Annotated in this window: 12 protein-coding genes; 11 read left to right on the top strand and 1 reads right to left on the bottom strand. The window is 34.9% G+C overall.

Translation table 11 applies throughout. The features are described 5' to 3' along the window. The first annotated feature begins 129 nt into the window (after positions 1 to 129). The 9 genes from AC1RFD_RS14395 (at position 130) to AC1RFD_RS14355 (ending at position 14,567) form a co-directional block, all read left to right on the top strand. The gene (locus AC1RFD_RS14395; RefSeq protein ID WP_054549458.1) at positions 130 to 1,002 is read left to right on the top strand and encodes a response regulator; all 873 of its coding nucleotides are present in this window, start codon (positions 130 to 132) and stop codon (positions 1,000 to 1,002) included. Continuing rightward, complete coding sequence (locus AC1RFD_RS14390) at positions 999 to 2,042, top strand: HEAT repeat domain-containing protein (RefSeq protein ID WP_485600398.1); 1,044 nt, start codon at positions 999 to 1,001, stop codon at positions 2,040 to 2,042. Before AC1RFD_RS14395 ends, AC1RFD_RS14390 begins: the two co-directional genes overlap by 4 nt. Further along, the gene (locus tag AC1RFD_RS14385) at positions 2,043 to 3,464 is read left to right on the top strand and encodes a glycosyltransferase family 2 protein (protein WP_259949643.1); all 1,422 of its coding nucleotides are present in this window, start codon (positions 2,043 to 2,045) and stop codon (positions 3,462 to 3,464) included. It abuts the gene before it with no gap. Continuing rightward, entirely contained in the window at positions 3,461 to 6,640 is a 3,180-nt protein-coding gene (locus AC1RFD_RS14380; RefSeq protein ID WP_485600395.1) for a hypothetical protein, read from the top strand. The genes AC1RFD_RS14385 and AC1RFD_RS14380 overlap by 4 nt, the downstream gene beginning before the upstream one ends. 468 nt (positions 6,641 to 7,108) lie before the next feature. After that, the gene (locus tag AC1RFD_RS14375) at positions 7,109 to 8,434 is read left to right on the top strand and encodes a nucleotide sugar dehydrogenase (RefSeq protein WP_492474993.1); all 1,326 of its coding nucleotides are present in this window, start codon (positions 7,109 to 7,111) and stop codon (positions 8,432 to 8,434) included. A gap of 17 nt (positions 8,435 to 8,451) precedes the next feature. Continuing rightward, positions 8,452 to 9,885, top strand: coding sequence for a polysaccharide deacetylase family protein (locus tag AC1RFD_RS14370; protein WP_485600391.1), 1,434 nt, complete (start codon positions 8,452 to 8,454; stop codon positions 9,883 to 9,885). After that, a complete protein-coding gene (locus AC1RFD_RS14365; RefSeq protein ID WP_115672961.1) occupies positions 9,882 to 11,750 on the top strand; it encodes a glycosyltransferase family 2 protein in 1,869 nt (622 codons plus the stop codon). Before AC1RFD_RS14370 ends, AC1RFD_RS14365 begins: the two co-directional genes overlap by 4 nt. After that, positions 11,747 to 13,498, top strand: a complete 1,752-nt coding sequence (locus AC1RFD_RS14360) for a polysaccharide deacetylase family protein (protein ID WP_115672962.1) — start codon at positions 11,747 to 11,749, stop codon at positions 13,496 to 13,498. Before AC1RFD_RS14365 ends, AC1RFD_RS14360 begins: the two co-directional genes overlap by 4 nt. A 22-nt stretch (positions 13,499 to 13,520) precedes the next feature. Further along, positions 13,521 to 14,567: a glycosyl hydrolase family 18 protein gene (locus AC1RFD_RS14355; protein WP_485600388.1), complete on the top strand. Its 1,047-nt coding sequence runs from the start codon at positions 13,521 to 13,523 to the stop codon at positions 14,565 to 14,567. 28 nt (positions 14,568 to 14,595) lie between these two features. On the opposite strand, the gene gltC is transcribed toward AC1RFD_RS14355, so the two are convergent. After that, complete coding sequence (gene gltC, locus AC1RFD_RS14350; protein WP_048394390.1) at positions 14,596 to 15,498, bottom strand: glutamate biosynthesis transcriptional regulator GltC; 903 nt, start codon at positions 15,496 to 15,498, stop codon at positions 14,596 to 14,598. 155 nt (positions 15,499 to 15,653) lie between these two features. Between gltC and AC1RFD_RS14345 the strand changes: the two genes are divergently transcribed. Together AC1RFD_RS14345 and AC1RFD_RS14340 are read left to right on the top strand one after the other, a co-directional pair. Next, positions 15,654 to 18,599 (top strand): histidine kinase, encoded by a 2,946-nt coding sequence (locus AC1RFD_RS14345; RefSeq protein ID WP_281217198.1) that lies wholly within the window; start codon positions 15,654 to 15,656, stop codon positions 18,597 to 18,599. Next, positions 18,571 to 19,335, top strand: coding sequence for a response regulator (locus tag AC1RFD_RS14340; protein ID WP_054549450.1), 765 nt, complete (start codon positions 18,571 to 18,573; stop codon positions 19,333 to 19,335). Before AC1RFD_RS14345 ends, AC1RFD_RS14340 begins: the two co-directional genes overlap by 29 nt. Positions 19,336 to 19,489 lie beyond the last annotated feature (154 nt).

The raw sequence follows: 19,489 nt of genomic DNA, 5'->3' as shown, positions 1-19,489 counted from the left end.
TGTATTTTTTATGACGTCTATTTATGTTTAGATATTGTTTAGTCATATTTATTACTATAGTAATGTTGTTAATCTATGAAATAAATGATAGAAAGTAATAATAAGAAAAAACTAGATGGAGTGATTCTAATGAATGATATAAAATTCACCCATGACATCATGCAAGAACATGAAGTAGAGCGCTACTTTAAAATATGGCGAGAAAGTGTTATTAGATCACGCCTTACTATAACAGCAGTCTTTTTAAAAACAGCTAATGCTACACAACTGAATGAAAATGTGAATGATCAAGTTACCTCGTTTTTACAATCAAAAATACGCAAGACAGACTTGCTTTTTCAATTATCCGACGGGGATCATTGGGGCATCTTCTTTTTACAAAGTAGTGATGTAGAAGCTAGGGCGTTTTTAAAACGAATATTTGCCATCTTAAAAGCAGAACGGAAGTTCCAACAGATTGCATTAAAGGCCTCTATAACAGAAATAAGAAATAATAACGTTATTTTTGAAGAGCTGTTAAATAAAAATAAACAGATGTTATCAGGGGATGAGCAATTAACATGGAGTATAGCAGAGGTAAAGGATTACTGTGAGCAACCAACTGAATTAGTGAAAGTTAGTATTATTGAGCAAAACGCCATTTTTAGACAAGTATTAGAGTCAACGCTTAAGCAAATAAATATCCCTTATTTTTCTTTAGATGTAAAGGTTTATGAGGATGGCTATAGCTTTTTGCAATCGGATGATTATAAATCAGGGCATATGCATCTAATTCTTATGAATGATATTTTACCGCTGAAAAATGGCTTAGAAATATTGCATATCTTACGACATATGCCAAATGAAAAGAAATTTATTATTTATATGATGTCAGAACGCAATTCTGAAGGGGCAGCGCTTAATGCTTATGAGGGCGGTGTTGATGAATATATTGTCAAACCATTTAATTTACGTTTGCTAGAAGCCAAAATTAAAAGAACGTTTGCGAGGTTTTGGCAATGATCAAGCTGACTGTTTCGACAATTTTAGCAATAATTTCCTTTTTATTAGTTGTGCTCTTTATCTTTTTTATGTATTTACTTGTTCAGCGACAGCGTGAAAGCTATTTTGAAAAAGTTCGTGACCGTTATTTACAAAATTATTCTCAATTTTGGTATGATTACTTATTCAATAACGCATTATTTAGTATCGTATTGGTACCTAGAGGAAGCGCCCAAGTAGAAGCTATTGAAAAAATTTTTTCATCCTATTTAAAGAATATAAGGAATGAACAGGTGGAACTAAAAATTAAACAATTCTCCAATCAATATTTAAAAGCATTCTACGAAAAAGATTTATCCAGTAAACGATGGAGTATTCGAATGAATGCCCTCTATCGAATTGCAGACTTACAAATAGATGAATTGCTAACGAAGTGCCAAGAATTCGAAAAAAATAACATTACAGATGAAGAACATTTCCAGTTATTGAAAATATACTCGCTTTTCCAACCAGATTTATTTATGGAGAAAATAAAAAATTCCAATGTAAATTACGCTGAAAGTGAATATAGAAGACTATTTATATTATTAGATGATAATGTATTTATTCGATTTTTCCATGATTTTAATAGTTTGTCGGCCAAAATGCAATTTGCTGTTATTGATACTGCTGCTGTAAAAAGAAATATGGAGTATTTGGATGAATTAAAAAAATTATTACAACATGATACACCGGAAATTAACATCAGAGCATTAAAAGGGCTATATGAAATAGGAATTATTGATGAGATGGATCCCTTTGTCCCTTTTGTGACCTCAGAAATGTGGGAAGCCAGGTTAATGGTTGCAAAAATTTTTAAACATGTACCGCTTACTTATACTTATAGTTATTTAGAGCAGCTTCTTCAAGATGAGAATTGGTGGGTACGTTCCCAATCGGCAAAAACGATTGTAGAAGATCGACATGGTATTGCCAAATTACAGCAATTCATTGAATCCTCAAATGATCAATATGCAATTGAAATGGCCCAAGAAATTGCAGCGAGAAAAGAGGGGAAGTAAATGAAAATAATTGATTATTGCATGATGTTTTTTGGGGGCATTATTTTATTTTATATGCTGTTCGTTATTGTTTCATATTGTACAATGTTCATCATTGCTATGCTGGATTTAAGAAAACGCTATCGTCTCGATCTATCAGAGTATGATGATGCACATATCGATGCCTTTTATTCAAAACCGGTATCGTTACTTGTTCCTGCTTACAATGAAGAAGTAGGAGTTGTAGATACAGTATATTCATTATTGAATTTACGTTATCCTCAAACTGAAATTATCATTATTAACGATGGATCTACAGATCAAACCCTTCAAACGGTCATCGAACATTTTCAAATGAAGCCAATCAATAAAATTGTTCGAACTAACATCCCTACAAAAGACATTAAACAAATATATGAATCTGAAATCTATAAAAATTGTATTTTAGTAGATAAAGAAAATGGTGGTAAGGCTGATGCGCTAAATGTGGGTATTAATGTATCTCAATATCCGTATTTTTGCTCCATTGATGGGGACTCCATTTTAGATGAAAAATCCTTGCTGCGGGTGATGAAGCCTATCATTTTATCTGATGGTGAGGTCATTGCAGCAGGAGGTAATATTCGTATTGCAAATGGTGCAAAGATGCAGTTTGGCTCTATTTATGAGACTCAATTACCTAGTAATTACCTAGTAATCATGCAAGTAATCGAATATTTGCGGGCATTTTTAATGGGGCGAATAGCGTTAAGTAAATTCAATTTAGTCCTTATTATTTCAGGAGCATTTAGTGTTTTCTCTAAAAAATGGGCTGTTGAAGCAGGTGGATATTCAACCAATATTATTGGGGAAGATATGGAACTGGTGGTGAATATCCATCGACTTATAAAAGAAAAAAAAGAAAATAAGCGTATTGAATTTGTACCTGACCCAGTTTGCTGGACGGAAGCACCTCAAACATTAGGAGTACTACGCAATCAACGAAGAAGGTGGCATCAAGGGTTATTTGAAAGTCTATGGAAGCATAAAAAAATGACCTTGAATCCTAGATATGGAATGATTGGATTTCTTTCGTTCCCGTATTTTTGGCTAGTGGAATGTCTAGGGCCTCTTGTCGAGTTAGGCGGATATATTTATATTGTCATAGCCTTTTTCTTTGGGAAAATTTATTATGAAGTTGCGCTCATGCTGCTACTACTATTCGTTATTTATGGTGTTATTTTTTCAATAGCGGCAATATTATTTGAATCGTGGAGTATGAATACGTATCCGAAAAAAAGAGAGTTGTTACGCATGATTCTTTTAGCGTTTACAGAAATTTTTTGGTATCGCCCACTAACATTATTCTGGCGCTGTGAGGGATTACTTCGTTTTGTCTTAAGAAAAAGTGACTGGGGTAATATGAAACGTGTCGGCATTGCTGAAAAGGAGAAAAGTGTATGAAACGAATCTATATAGGGGTTATGGTCGTACTAGTCCTCATGATAATCCCTATTACATGGTGGTACTTAGAAGATGAAAAACAGCTAAATGTGGCCATTATAGATAAAACTGTTCCGAATGAGTCTTACCGAGAGCACTTAGGGGTGAATTGGTTTTTAAACCATTATAAATATAGATTAAATAATGAACCTTATTACGTAGAACGCGATTATTATGGTACGGTCCCAAATGATGAAACTAAAAGTGTTGTAGAAAAGAATTTGCCAAATGATTATAGTGACTATGATGTCATTTATTTGGCAGATACGTACGGAGTTTATAAAGATGATTTACAACAAACAAAACGTTTAGGTGAACGTTCTGAAAAAATTGTTGGGGGACTTGAACAAAAAGAATGGCAGGCAATCGTCGAACGCTTAGCCAGCAAAAAAAAGAGCATGTTAATAGCTGAGTATAATACGTTTGCTTCACCAACATCAGGGGAAGTTCGTAAAGAATTACAGGATTATTTAGGAATCACATGGTCTGGCTGGATCGGGCGTTATTTCGAAGAGCTTGATTATCATAAAAATTTAGAAATACCGCAATGGGTGATCGATGAACATGGCGACAATTGGTCATATAAAGGTGGAGGCTTTTTACTATTTAACGAAATAACTGAGGAGCTACTTGTTCTAGAAATGAACAAGCATGTTAAATCTGAAGGTATTCAAGTGCAGTTTACTGAAAATGGGAAAAAATTCTTTCATTCATCTGCAAGGGCGCAATACGATTATTGGTTTGATATTATTACACCTAAATATGCTGAAGATGCTCTTGCAAATTATAAATGGGATTTAACAAAAAAAGGAACAGAGCTGTTAAAGGCTAATGGAATTCCTGAACAATTTGCAGCAATTGTAGGCCAAGATAAAAGCTACACATCTAGTTATTATTTTGCGGGAGATTTTAATGATATCGCACGGGTACCGAATATTTATAAAATAAAAGGGTTACCTACAATCTATAAATATGCTGAGAAGTATGCGGACAGTTCGTTTTATTGGTCCATTTACATCCCAGTAATGCATAAAATATTTGATTCATTTGAGCACAAAGAGGTTCAGGATACTGTAAATCATGAGAAATTAAACTATAATGCAAGGATTCAGGGACAATCTTTTGAGGTGCTAAGAGATGGCAAATGGGAACCAATCGTATTTAAGGGTGTCAATATCGGAATGGGGAAACCTGGCGCCTTTCCTGGAGAAGCAGCAATTACTGAAGAGGAATATTATCGATGGTTTAAACAAATAGCAGACATGAATGCTAATACGATACGAGTCTATACATTACATCCACCAGGCTTTTATAGAGCACTTGCTAAATATAATGAAGAACATCCAAAAAAATCATTATATGTTTTACATGGAGTTTGGATTAATGAAGAGGGCTTAGCAGGTTCATTGGACGCCTATGATAAAGATACGTTAGAAGATTTCCAATTAGAAATGAAACAAATGGTAGATGTCATTCATGGAAATATCTATGTGGAGCCTCGCCCAGGACATGCATCTGGCTTGTATGATGTAGACGTATCGAAATATGTTATAGGATGGGTACTAGGAATTGAATGGTATCCACACATGGTTGTGGGAACGAATGAAAAACATGCAAATATTGGTCAATACAACGGTACTTTTTTTGAAACAAAGGGTGCCTCTCCGTTTGAGCATTGGCTAGCAGAACAAATGGATGTGGTGTCAGTTTATGAAAAGGAAAAATATAACTGGCTACGTCCAATGAGTTTCACGAACTGGGTCACAACTGACATTCTTGAACATCCGTCAGAGCCATCAGAGGAGGAAGATTTAGTAGGGGTCAATCCAAATGTTATTTATACAAAAGGAGAGATGACCGCACCAGGACAATTTGCTTCCTATCATGTGTATCCTTATTACCCTGACTTCTTTAATTTCGATAAAGATTATTTAAATTATGTCGATTTCCGAGGGAACAAAAATAGCTATGCAGGTTATTTAAAAGAGCTCCATGAAGCTCATACTATGCCTGTTCTTATTGCGGAATTTGGTATCCCAGCATCACGTGGTAAAACACATGATAATGTATATGGTTGGAATCAGGGGCAAATGTCAGAGCAAGCACAGGGAGAAACACTTCAACATTTATTTGAGGATATTATGCATGAAGGGCTCATGGGAGGACTTGTTTTTACATGGCAAGATGAGTGGTTTAAACGAACGTGGAATACGATGGATTATGATGATCCGAATCGTCGACCATTTTGGTCCAATGCTCAAACAAATGAGCAACAGTTTGGATTATTAAGCTTCGATAGACTTAAGGTAAAAGTAGATGGAGAGACAACGGAATGGACGGGTAAACAGCTATATGATACTGCACCAAACAACCCAACAGATTTTGCAGTAGACTATGATGAGCGCTATTTGTACATTAAATTAAAAAGTGAGGAGTTAGCCAATACCTCCCCTCGCATTTTATTAGATGTTGTACCAGGTCAAGGAAATACGTCAGCTACATCTATAAAAAATATGACGTTTTCCAATGGTGTTGATTTTATAGTTGAGCTTAATAAAAACGGTCAATCTAGGGTTGTTATTGATGAATACTACGATTTCTATGATTATTTATATGGCCACCGTTTAAATTTAGTTGCTCCCCGAATGGCAAATGCCTTGAAAAATAGTGGAAAGTTCGCCCCTATTTACTATGTGTTAAATAAACAACTATTTTTACCTGAGCAAAATAGAACGACTGATTTTAGTATCTACGAAACAGGAAAATTACTTCAAGGAAATGCTAATCCAGAAGCAAAAGATTATGATTCTTTAGTTGATTATACTTGGACCGATGACAATGTTATCGAACTTCGCATCCCTTGGTTATTGATTCAAGCTAAAGATCCGAGTCAGCGTGAGTTTATAGGTAACCTGTATAAAGATGGCGATAAAGCGGCGGTTAAAGTAGACAATATTTATATTGGTGCTTTATTTGTAGATAAAGAGAACAACGTTGTTCAATCTATGCCAGCAGCTTCTAATGGTGTTTTACCACCACTCTCTACTTATACATGGGAAACATGGCAAGTACCAAAATATGAAGAGCGCTTAAAACAATCCTATTATATTTTACAAAAATTATTTAAAGCATATTAAAGGAGCTAAGGGTAGATTGTTCTGCCCTTAGTTCTTTTTTATTTACCAATCCCCTTAAATGTCGGTGGACAACCGAGGCTTAAGGGGATTTTTAGAATTGTAGAAAGAAAAATTTTTCTAAACAAAAAAAATTACAGTTAATGGTTAATATAAAAAACGTCGTAAATAGACGTTTTTATAATGAAAATTTGATTTATTTTTTAGAGGAATAGGTTTTTATTACCTTGGATGTAATTGTTTAGAAATTGTTTAGCTTCAATTAGTACTATATAAACGTTAATAAACTTATTTTGAGTGATGTGTAATCCTACTGATCTATTTCGACTAAAGAGTCCTGTGTAAGTTTGAATGTTGAAGGGGGTTTTTACAAAAGATGACGAGAATTGAACCATTGCTTTATGGAATGCGTTCCTCAATTAAATAAAGAAAAAACAATGAAAATACAGATTAAATAAAGGAGTAATTTTAATGACGAGCGAAACGAAATCACTAAGTACAGCTTTATTGAAAAAAATCCAAACAAAAAAAGCAACAATTGGAGTGATTGGACTTGGCTATGTAGGTTTACCGTTTGCTGTGGAAATGGCTCAAAATGGATTTAAGGTAGTTGGCTTTGATAAGAATCAAGGAAAAATCAGACAATTGCAAAATGGTGAAAGTTATATTGCTGATTTACCGAGAGAAAATATAGAGCAAATGATCGAAAGTAAACATTTTGTAGCAACTAAAGATTTTTCTATGCTTTCACAAGCAGACGTTGTGATTATTTGTGTACCTACACCTACTACTCCTGATGGAACACCTAATATTTCATATATCGAAGAAGCAACGCATGCCATCGGTCAAAATATTAACGCCAATGCGCTAGTTATTCTTGAAAGTACGACTTTCCCTGGGACAACAGAAGAAATGGTCCAGCCTATTTTACAAAAATATGGTTTTACTATTGGTCATGATTTGTTTTTAGCGTATTCACCAGAACGTGTTGATCCAGGAAATAGCAACTTTTCCGTGTCGAATACACCAAAAGTGATTGGGGGAATAACAGCCACATGCCTAGAATTATCAAAGATTTTTTATGAAACAGTTCTCCATACCCATGTGTGTACTGTGACAAGCCCTAGAGTGGCTGAAATGGAGAAATTACTGGAAAATACTTTTCGCCAAATTAACATAGCCCTTGTAAACGAGTTAAGTCAGATTTGCTATAAGATGAACATTGATATTTGGGAAGTTATTGATGCAGCTTCTACAAAGCCGTATGGTTTTATGCCATTTACACCGGGGCCAGGAGTGGGAGGGCATTGTATTCCAGTCGATCCTAAATATCTACTATGGGCTGGGCAACAACATGGTATCTCTGCAACGTTAATTGAAGCAGCTGATAAAATCAATGACTCAATGCCCAACTTTGTAGTCGAGAGACTAAGTAATTACTTACGTATTCAAAATAAAGAGCTGTATAGAGCCAATATTGTTGTCATCGGTGTCACTTATAAACCTAATATAAACGATTCACGTGAATCGCCAGCACTTCATGTTATTCAGCAACTACTAGATAAACAATGTCAATTAACAATCATTGATCCTTATATACAAACATTCTCTATCGAACAATCACATTTCAATACGGTTGCATTAACAGCACCAATAATCCAACAAGCAGATGCAGTATTAATTTTAACGAATCATTCAACTATTGATTACTCTTTAATTGATCAACAAGCTTCTTTAATTTTTGATACACGTAATACCCATTTTTTGTTCAAAAATAAAAATTATTACAAACTATAAGGGGGAATTCATAGGAAATGAAACTACTAAAACTATGTGGTCTGCTCATCATGCTGTTCTTAGCAGGCTGTCAGTCAGCGACACAAGAAACGATTCATCCAGTTGATTCTTCTATAGAGGTCAAAAAATCTGATGGTACTAAAAGTGAATTAATTAGTCATGCCAATATTGTGGTACCAAAAGTATCGTTAACATTTAATGGGTTAGCAGATAACGACACAATGAAATTGCTATTAACGAAACTAGATGAATCGAATATGAAGGCTACCTTTTTTCTAGAGGGAATGCGTGTTGCTCAAGAGCCAGAGCTTGTGAAAGATATCTTAAAAAGGGGACATGAGGTGCAAAACGGTACATTGACATTTCCAGATGTAACGTCTTTGGATTATGACCAAACGTATGAAGAAATCATGTTAACCAATCAAATTTTTGAAGAGCATTTAGGCTATTCACCGAAATTTGTTCGTAGTCGTTCAGGCGATGTTACCGATAATATGCGCTTAGCAGCAAAGGCGCTTGATATGAAAGCTGTTATTGGATTATCTATTAACCCACTTGATAGAAAAATGCAAAGTGCTCAGGAGCTGATTAATTATATCAGTAAATATATTGATAGGGGCTCTATTATTCATCTCAACACATACATTAATCCTGCCATTATTGATGCTATACCATTATTAGCTCAATTAGCTAAAGAACGCGAGTATACCATTACTACTTTGAGTGATCTATTGGATAAACGTTATTTAACAAAGTCCGTGGAAGAAATTTCAGGATATGATGCTGTCAGTCCAAATGTAAATTATGAGCAAGCCAAGCCGAATTTATATTATCGAAAAGAGACAACAAAAAAGGAAATAGCTATTACTTTTGATGATTGGGCACATGAAAAACGAGTAAAAGAAGTGTTGGATGTTTTACGTAAATATAATATCAAAAGTACCTTTTTCCTAATAGGAAGTGGTGTGGAGAAGAATCCACAATTAGCGAAGATGATTGTAGAGGAAGGTCATGAGGTAGCGAGCCACTCCTATTACCATTTAGATGTTACAAAAATGACACCCGAAGAATTACAAGATGATTTAGTGAAGGCACATCAGGCATTAACCTATGCTTTACAAGAGCCCCCGCTTCTATATTTCCGACCAGCCCAAGGAATAATGGATGAGCGAACGGCCAAGATCATTACTGCTGCGGGAATTAAAACGATTGCTATGTATGATATCGCTTCTTTTGATTGGAATTTAGATTACTCAGCACAAGACATTTACGAACGGGTGATTTCTAGGGTTGGGCCCGGCAAGGTCATTGTCATGCATATCCTAGATGGAACAAATACGGTAGAAGCACTTCCACTCATTATTGAAAAACTTCTAGAAGATGGTTATAGCTTTAGCAAAATGTCTACTTGGATTGAAGAAGATTCAAATAGGGATGTGAATGAACAATGAAAACAAAAAAAGAGATCTTAACGATACCACGCTCTGACCGTCGGATTCTTTCAAATATTCCCGATCCCGAAAATGTAAGGAGCCTTGTGAATCGTCGTGGCGCCTCCTATCAGAAAGAGGAAATTGATCCGACAGATGTGAATGAAATCTATCGACTTCAACAATTAAGTTTACGCTACGAAACTCATTTTGAGGTTCATATTAAAAGGGCAAAACGCCAAGTGAACGCAGAAAAACTTTTTGCAGAGGATATTTCGGTAACGGGTATCCTCGTTTACTCTAATCAACCTCATGAATTTTTAATAAATGAAATTTTAACAATGAATTTCAACATACCGGGTGGTGCAATGCCTGAGGGCTATGAAGCCAAAGTGAAGTTAAAGGCTAAGGTTGTCCGTTATTTTACGAAAGAAGTGGATAGAGAACTACGTTATTATGCTGCCTGTGAATTTTTACAGCCTTTAAACGAATATATGACAAAAAAACGTTGGGGCATTTCTATTTTTATGGCTAGTTTATTTTTATTGGTCGTATCGATTATTGTCATGTTAATGAGAGCAGAAAGCGTGATTTACTTTAGGTTTAATAAATTTTTATATCTTTATAGTATTATTGCAGCAACATTTCTGTTAAGTAGATATTTATTTGGTATTTTCTATAAAAATGTACCGATCAATCCAAAGTTTGAACCAGGTGTCTCCATTATTATTCCAGTCTTTAATGAGGAAGAGTGGATTCATCGCACGATTTCTAGTTGTATCAATCAATATTACCCAGTAGATAAATTAGAAGTAATCGTTGTAGATGATTGTTCAACAGATCGTACAGAGGAAAAGGCATACGACATGATTAACCTTATTCATCAAGAGGGTGAACGATTTAAGACGAATGATCGATTAAAGTTTTATAAGCTTCCACAAAACGGTGGGAAACGGGAAGCGTTAGTTGCGGGTGTTCATCAAGCGAAGCATGATTTAGTTGTTTTTGTGGATTCCGATAGTTTTTTAGAGCCACATGCAATCCGTAATTTAGTGCAACCTTTTCAAGATCCCAAAATGGGCGGTGTGGCTGGCCGAACAGAGGTTGAAAATAAATTTACTAATGCGCTAACTAAATTACAGACGGTTCGTTATTATATTGCCTTCCGTATCATGAAAGCAGCTGAAGCATGGTTTGATACGGTTACTTGCTTATCAGGACCACTAGCCTGTTACCGGAAAGAGCTAATTTTAAAAAATGAAACAGCATGGCTTAATCAAAAATTTCTTGGTCAGCCAGCAACTTTTGGTGATGACCGTAGTATGACAAACTATATTTTAAAAACACATCGAACAGGCTATCAGGACAATGCCATTTGTTCAACAATTGTTCCATCTGACACAAAAGTTTTTCTATCCCAGCAAATGAGATGGAAACGTTCTTGGCTTCGAGAATCTTTGCGTGCATTTTTATTTATGTGGAAAAAAGAACCGTTTATGTTCCTTTTCTTCATTATTGGTTTAATTGTGCCGATTGCAGCACCAATTGTCGTTGTTTATAACTTAATTTATGTACCAGTCATGTATGGTATTTTTCCTACAACGTTTTTAATAGGTTTACTATTAATGGCCATGCTTATGAGTTTGGCTCATCTATTCTTTAGAAAAAGTAAACTATGGGGATTTGGTTTTATCTTTGTCCTCTATTATGAATTTATTTTGCTATGGCAGATGCCAGTTGCTTGGGTGACTTTTTGGAAATCTACATGGGGGACAAGGGAAACACCTCAGGATGTTCTAGCGAAGGAAAAGAAAATGGAAAAGCAAAAATTACGAAAATCCCGATTTTCGATGTTGAAAATTAGAAAAAAGGGTGAGAAGGAATGAACGGAAAAAGTGTAGAGCTTCAGCCAGCTAAAAAAAATCGTCGGAAAATCATCCGTTCGATCGCTCAATTAATTATAGTAGTATTGTTAGCTGTCATTTTAATTAAAGCTGTTTTTCTAACAGAGAAAAGGGGAGCTGAAACAGTTCCATTAAATAATAAAGAGGGTTTTATTGCTCTTTCCTATTTTGGTGTCAGTAGAAATGAATCACCTAAATATGTGTCTAAAAAGAATTTAGAAGAACAATTAACTTTGTTAGAAAAACAAGGGTATCAAACCATTACTCAAAAGGATATTTTAGACTTCTATCAGCATGATAAACCATTGCCAGAAAAAGCTTTGTATCTATCATTTGAAGATGGACGTACAGATTCTAGTATTTTTGCTCAAAATATTATGGAAAAATTAAATTATAAGGCAACGATGTTTACTTATGCCAATAAAATGGATACAACCGATAATAAATTTTTAAAGCCCAAAGATTTAAAACTGATGGAAAAAAGCGGTTATTGGGAAATGGGCTCCAATGGATATAGGTTAACCTATATTAATATTTTTAATGATAAAGGACAGTCCTTAGGCGTCATAGATGAAAATAACGTACCTAATAAAACAACAATAGAATACTATAATCATTATTTAATGGATTTTATTCGTAATCAATATATGATACCAAGTGAAACTCGACAAGAGATGGAGGCTCGTATTAAGAAGGACTACAATTTAATGCAGGATATCTATCATGAAGAGTTGGGGGAAGTCCCTAAAGCCTACGCAATTATGCATGCAAACTCACTTTATAACAATATGGATCCTCTCGTAGAAAGTGTGAATAACAAAGAAATTAAAGACAAGTTTCGTATGCATTTTAATCTAGAATTAGGAGCCTACAATGATAAAGAGGCAGATATTTATAATTTAAGCAGATTACAAGTATCACCATATTGGTCAACTAATCATGTGATGATGAAGATCAGACAGGCCAGTAGGCAAAACATACAATTTAAGATAGGAGATCAGGAAGTAGCACAACACTGGAAAGTGATAAATGGTGCGGCAGAATATGAAAATAATGAGATCACCTTAACTTCAGCACCATCAAGTGAAGGCAGAATTCTTTTAAAGGAGGAACTGCCAGATCAATATAATGTGAATTTTGCGTTTAAAGGGAATGTGGTTGGCCAACAAGCTTTCTATGTAAATTACGATGAAAAAACAAATAGTTATTTACGAATTGTACTAGTCGATAATGAGATTGTAATAAGTGAAAAATTACCAGGCGGGGGAATTGTTGAAAAAGAACGCTTTCCATTAAATGAAATTAAGTGGAATGAAGAAGAATACGCATTTAATAAAGCAACAGTTTACACTTACCATGATACGCAAAAAGGGTCACGTATAGATGAAGAAGAGTACCCAAGAAACTTAACGGAAAATAGAGTATTTAACATTGCTATAAATAAGGATAAAATAGAAATAGATGTAGATAATGTATTATCCGAGACCGTTCAAATAAATCCGAAATTACAAGGGGCACAGATTGGATTTGGTGCGTTGTACAGTAATAAGAACACTTCACACGAACAGTATGCAGATGATATTTACGATACATTAATTGAAGATATTTTGATTACAGATAAAAACAATCAAACTATTTTTACGAACCAATATACGAATTTCGAGAAGGTTAAGTATAAATCCACTGAGTTATTTAATCATGTCGTTGATTTCTTTATCGAGACCTTCTAAATCGGGGTGAAATTAGAGTCAAGTGAAGAACATTATGTTATTTATTTGTATTGCGCTACTATTTATTACAGCTTGTAGTAATAGTAAAGAACAGCCAGCTAAAGCAAAGGAAGAATTTAACGATAAGGAGAAGCTCCGATTATCTATTTGGTTACCAGAATGGCAAAATAAATCCGCCATGAAAGATGTAGAAAATTCTCAGCTTGGATTACAAGATATACGTGTTTTTGGCGCATATTTTAATAGCAATGATGAACTATTGTTAACAGAAAATGCCGTAGATATGTTGCAAAAGACCAAGCAGCAATTTAATGATTCCCATCATGTGATCCTAACACTCATCAATGATTATGTAACAGAGAATGCTCCATCTGTTCAAAAGGATAGCACGCTTTTGCATAGATTATTGCAGGATTCCTCAGCAAGGCAAAAGCATATTGGAAATATTTTGCGGGTTGTGGAACAATATCAAGTAAATGGCATTGAGATTGATTATGAAAAGGTGGCTAAAGATGACCTTCAAAACTATATCCTATTTTTAGAAGAGCTTTACCAAGAGTTTTCCAAAAAGGATGTTACATTGCATGTTGTACTCGAACCACGCTTTCCATTTGATGTGAAATTACCAGATGGACCTCACTATACAGTAATGGCCTATAATGTTCATGGTTACCACAGTGGGCCAGGTGCTAAAGCTACTTTTTCTTTTCTAGATGATTTAGTAAAAAAAATGAAGAAGTCTAATCAAGATTTAGCTATCGCCTTTGCCACTGGAGGTTTTGATTGGGTAGCTCAGGGCAAAATAGTCGCTTTAACAGAGCTTGAGGCCGAACAATTACTAGCCGATAGAAAAGCAGCTAAGCAGCGTGATCAAGCAAGTGGAGCCGTTTATTTTTCATATGTAGATGACAATAATGTCAGCCATGAAGTTTGGTATGCTGATCAAGAAACGCTAGAAAAATGGGTTACTTACGTTCAAAAGAAAAGCTATCATGACGTTGTATTATGGCGTGCAGGAGGCTTAGGAGAGAAAACAATAGAATGGATTGCTGAGCAATCAACAGAATAATAAAAAAATCGCCCAAAAGGCGATTTTTTTATTGGAATTGTGAAAGGCGAGAAAAAAAGTTTTTCACAAAGTCTAAGAAAATGATTTCTGATGGTGCAATTTCTCGATTTACGGGTGAAATAATACCAACAGTTCTAGGGATTGTAGGAGATTCAATAGGAACCTTAATGGTAAAGCGAGCTGCTGAATCATAAAGAGAACTTTCTGGTAATAGACTAACACCTATGCCAGCGGCGACTAAGCCCTTTAGTGCATCCAAATCTTCTCCCTCTGAAATGACATTTGGTAAAAAGCCTGCAGCTCTACAAGCATCCATCGCTACCTTATGCAAAATGTAACCATCTGGAAATAATACGAATAAATCATTTTTCAACTCTGCAAGCTGTATGCTTTCTCTTTTAGCTAATGGATGATTGGCTGGTAGGAGTGCGGCAATATTTTCAGTAAACAGAATGGTTGATTGAATGGATTCGTCCTTCGGGGGCAGGGGTCCCAAAAAGGCGAGGTTCAACTCCCGATTTTTAACTGCATCAATCAAAAATCGATAAGACCCTTGACGGAGTTGAAATTGTAAATCAGGATATTCGCGTTTAAAGGCTGAAATAACGGTTGGCAGAACATAGCTAGCTAAACTTGTTGGAAAGCCGATTTTAATTGAGCCCTTTGCAGGATCAAGATATTCTTCTACTTGCTTTGCTGCAAAATCGATGGCCTTTAATGCCGTAATGGTATGCTCAAGAAATGTCTTCCCTATTGGTGTTAATTTGACATTTCGTCCCACTCGTTCAAATAACGGAGTGCCTAACTCATCCTCAAGATTTGCGATTTGCCGACTAATGGCAGATTGGGCTACATGAAGATGCTCAGCAGCCTCTGAAATATGCTCACGTTCAGCAACCTCTACAAAATAGCGTAATTGACGTAACTCCACTAACATTTCACCTCTATTAATCTAAAAATAAGATTGATTATACCTTAATTATATATTATTTAAGATGAAAAATGACTGTTTATGTCAAAATAAAAATTATAAGCTGTTAGATATTTGAGAGTTCGCTATTGTAAGATGAGGAGGAGGTGGGATTCATGATAAAAAAAAGTTTAAGTTGGTTATTTATTTTAGTAGCCATCACGATGCTAACTTATTTAATTTTTAACGATCAAGATACAAGCAATACTAAGTTACAGGCGGTGGATGGTCAATTAGATTTATCAGAAATAACAAAAGAGGAAGAGATTGTAGCATTGTCTGGAGAATGGCGTTTTATAGGCAATAATTTTCTTGAACCTGCTAATTTTCCTGATCATGCTCCAATTGAAAAGGTTCCTGGACCATGGCAGGCCGATGCAGAGTATGGTACTTATCAACTTAAAATTAAGCTACCACCTCATTTCAAAAAAATAGGTATTCGGGTACGAAATATTTGGTCATCTCATCGACTTTTTATAAATAATGAGATCGCTGCCTCCTATGGTAAACTTGCTACTGCTCGTGAAGCATCGAAACCAAGTAATCCTGTTTATGAAGTGTATTTTTCACCTTCTTCAGATTCGGTGATCCTAACAATACAAGTTGCAGATTTTCATAATGCAAGGCATGGCATTATATTTCCTATAGATATAGGAGATGCGGATGCTCTTGCAAAAGATGTCATTCAAGATGTGTACTTAGAAAAAACAACGATTATCATGTTATTAATATTTTCAATCTTTCATTTTAGTTTGTATTTATTAAGAATAAGAGACAAAGCGTTTTTTTATAGTGCAATGTATTTTTTTACGTTGGCAATTTTGGTATGTACAAGAGGCGAACGAACTCTTTATAGAGAGTTTCCTACTATAGAATTTGAATTTTATTTTCGTTTGCAAGATTTTATAACGTATATAAATGCAGTGATGCTATTCCTGTTCTTTGCCTATACGGTAACAGCTATGATGAAACGTAGGACAGCTTTATTATTTGTGTCACCACTACTATTATATGGCGTTGGAACACTGCTTTTACCAGCAAGATCTTTATCAGAGCTACAATATATATTTTTTACCTATATAAATTTCCTAGCATTTTTTATAATAGGACGATTATTGTATTTGATCATGAAGAAAAGTGCTCATGTTCCGAAAAATGAACTGATAATATTAAGTGCAACAATTATATCTCTATTAATTTTTAGCATAAGTGGAACATTTGATCAGCTTTTTTTCTCTGGGCGAAATGTTTTTAATCGTATTGGTCTGCTATTCTTTGTAGTATGTATGAATATTTATTTGGCAATGCGACTAATTAATCGAACAAGAGACGCTGAATTATATAGTCAACGTCTGGAAAAGGCGACAATCGGTAAGGATTCCTTTTTAGAAGTGACAACAAATGAATTAGAACAACCTCTTTATCATGCATTAAATATTACAAAATCCTTATCAACTCAATCTATGACGGATAAGCAACAACTACTAGAACAACAATTAGAACGTTTATTATATCTAGTAAATGACTTAAAAGATTTCACTAGAATAAGGTTTCAGGATTTTAAAATAGATGTACACCCAGTTAATATTCAAATGATTATTCAGCATGTATTAATTATGCACGAAAAGAAAATAAAAAAAACGCATATTCGTTTATACAAGCACACCAATCCAAAATTATTAGTTCAAGCTGATGAGCAACGTCTAGGTCAAATCTTATACAGGGTACTTGAAACAGCTATTGCTCATGCTGGGAATGGGGATATGATTCTAACTGTTTTACATCTTGATACAGACGTAAGAATCTTGGTAGAAGGAGCTGGCCCTGAGCCTATACAGCAAAAAGCAGCAGATGAGACTGGACAGTCGATAGGGAAAGCCATCATTGAGCAGATGGGTGGTACATATTCGGTAGATTTATTACAAAATGGCATTCGATTTATCATCACCTTGCCATTCGGTGGCTATGAGCAAGTGCTAAAAGACAATGAGATGATTATCATTATGAATGATCAGCCACTGTTCAATGAAAATTTGCCAAGATTACTCATAGTTGAGGATGATGTCATTCATGCAGAGGTTTTACAATCGTTACTACAAAGCCACTACGCTATAGAGGTAGTGCATTGCCCTGAGGAGGCACTCAACGTTATTCAGCAAAAAAGACCTGATTTTTTATTGATAGATGAAGTGATGCCTGGAATGGGAGGCATTGCCCTAACCAAATATATACGTCAGTATTATAGCTATATAGATTTACCGATTATTATGTTAGTAGCCAATGAATATCCTACGAATATTTCACTTATCCTGGAATCAGGGGCCAATGATTATATCCGTAAGCCAGCTACAAAAGAAATGTTACTTTCACGTTTATCGGCTATAGCATTAACGAAAGAGGCTATGGGCAAAGCGATACAGCATGAAATGGCTTTTCTACAGGCACAAATCAATCCTCATTTTTTATACAATGCACTCAGCAGTATTATTTCGTTTTGTTATACAGACGGAGAGCGAGCAGGGCATTTATTAACGATGCTTTCTACCTATTTACGTTATATTTTAGAATCAGGTAAGGATGGGCAACGCGCAACGTTAGAGAAAGAGCTTGAAATTATACGTGCCTATGTAGAGATTGAACAAGCACGCTTTGGTGATAAGTTAACGGTTATTTTGACAATAGAAGATACATTAGATGCTGAAAAGATAGAAATCCCAAGTTTACTGATACAGCCTTTAGTTGAAAATGCAATTCGTCATGGGATTTTTGAAAAGGATGGAAATGGGACAGTCTTTATTGAAATTAAAAGGCAGCAAAATAATTTAAGCATTCAGGTGAGGGATGATGGCGTTGGTATGACTGAGGAACAGGTAAAAGCTTTAAACAATGGAGAAAATATATTTTCAAATGGCATCGGATTTACCAATGTTCTACGTCGAGTAAAAGAAATGCCGAGTGCTACTCTTTCTATTACTTCTAAGAAAGATGAAGGTACAACAATGGTATTCATACAACCTTTAAAGGAGCTTCAACATGTGGAAAATTATTATGGTAGAGGATGAACAGCCAATTTTAGATTTGCACAAACTATTACTTGAAAAAGAGGGGCTTTTTCAAGTTATTGCCACCTTTACATCACCTTTAGAAGCAATAACTCAAATTTTGTCCATTAAGGGTGAATATGATGCGCTAATTTTAGATATTGAAATGCCAAAGATGAATGGATTAGAGCTTGCAGCTATTTTAGTAGAAGAAGGCATTGATGTCCCTATTATTTTTTCAACAGCCTATGCAAAATATGCTGTAGATGCATTTCGAGTCCAAGCACTAGATTATGTATTAAAGCCCATGACACCAAGTATTGTACTACAAGTAAATGAAAGACTTACAAAATATTATGGGCGTCAAACACAGCGAAACACTACAAAGTTGGAAGTTAGTTTAAAAGGTGAGGTTGGAACAAGGATACATGACAAAGCTATTAAATGGCGAACAAAGGTTACGGAGGAGCTTTTTTATTATTTATTAGTCCATGAAGGAATCGTAGTATCGAAGTATCGTATTTTAGATGATATTTGGCCTAATATAGATGAGAAAAAAGCGTTAGCTAATCTTTATAATACGATTTACCGTCTACGTCAGCTTTTTATAGAGCTAGGTTTACCTATTCAAATAGAACGCGTGAATGAAGGCTATGAGCTGAAGACAAATGATGCAATTGTTATCACTACTACCTCAGAGTCAGATACTTTTTTACTGGAATCAAAAGGATATTTATGGGCATATCATCTAAATTAATGGAGAAATGGCAGAAATGTTGGATACAATCTACGTTTCTGTCTTTTCATTTGCCTAAAATTACTTTCTTTTGAGGAGACAATCCATTAATTTTTATAGCAAAATTTCTTTCTTCCAATATGAACTTAAATTGATTCCATTTTAATGAAATAGG

The sequence above is a fragment of the Lysinibacillus sp. GW823-FHT02G10 genome (assembly GCF_058797135.1).
This window is presented reverse-complemented; position numbering and strand designations above follow the sequence as displayed.

Bases quoted from the DNA above. Each gene is read 5' to 3' on its own strand.
- AC1RFD_RS14385 (WP_259949643.1), top strand. From the start codon at position 2,043: ATGAAAATAATTGATTATTGCATGATGTTTTTTGGGGGCATTATTTTA.
- AC1RFD_RS14370 (WP_485600391.1), top strand. From the start codon at position 8,452: ATGAAACTACTAAAACTATGTGGTCTGCTCATCATGCTGTTCTTAGCA.
- AC1RFD_RS14375 (WP_492474993.1), top strand. From the start codon at position 7,109: ATGACGAGCGAAACGAAATCACTAAGTACAGCTTTATTGAAAAAAATC.
- AC1RFD_RS14380 (WP_485600395.1), top strand. From the start codon at position 3,461: ATGAAACGAATCTATATAGGGGTTATGGTCGTACTAGTCCTCATGATA.
- AC1RFD_RS14395 (WP_054549458.1), top strand. From the start codon at position 130: ATGAATGATATAAAATTCACCCATGACATCATGCAAGAACATGAAGTA.
- AC1RFD_RS14390 (WP_485600398.1), top strand. From the start codon at position 999: ATGATCAAGCTGACTGTTTCGACAATTTTAGCAATAATTTCCTTTTTA.
- AC1RFD_RS14365 (WP_115672961.1), top strand. From the start codon at position 9,882: ATGAAAACAAAAAAAGAGATCTTAACGATACCACGCTCTGACCGTCGG.
- AC1RFD_RS14345 (WP_281217198.1), top strand. From the start codon at position 15,654: ATGATAAAAAAAAGTTTAAGTTGGTTATTTATTTTAGTAGCCATCACG.
- AC1RFD_RS14340 (WP_054549450.1), top strand. From the start codon at position 18,571: ATGTGGAAAATTATTATGGTAGAGGATGAACAGCCAATTTTAGATTTG.
- AC1RFD_RS14360 (WP_115672962.1), top strand. From the start codon at position 11,747: ATGAACGGAAAAAGTGTAGAGCTTCAGCCAGCTAAAAAAAATCGTCGG.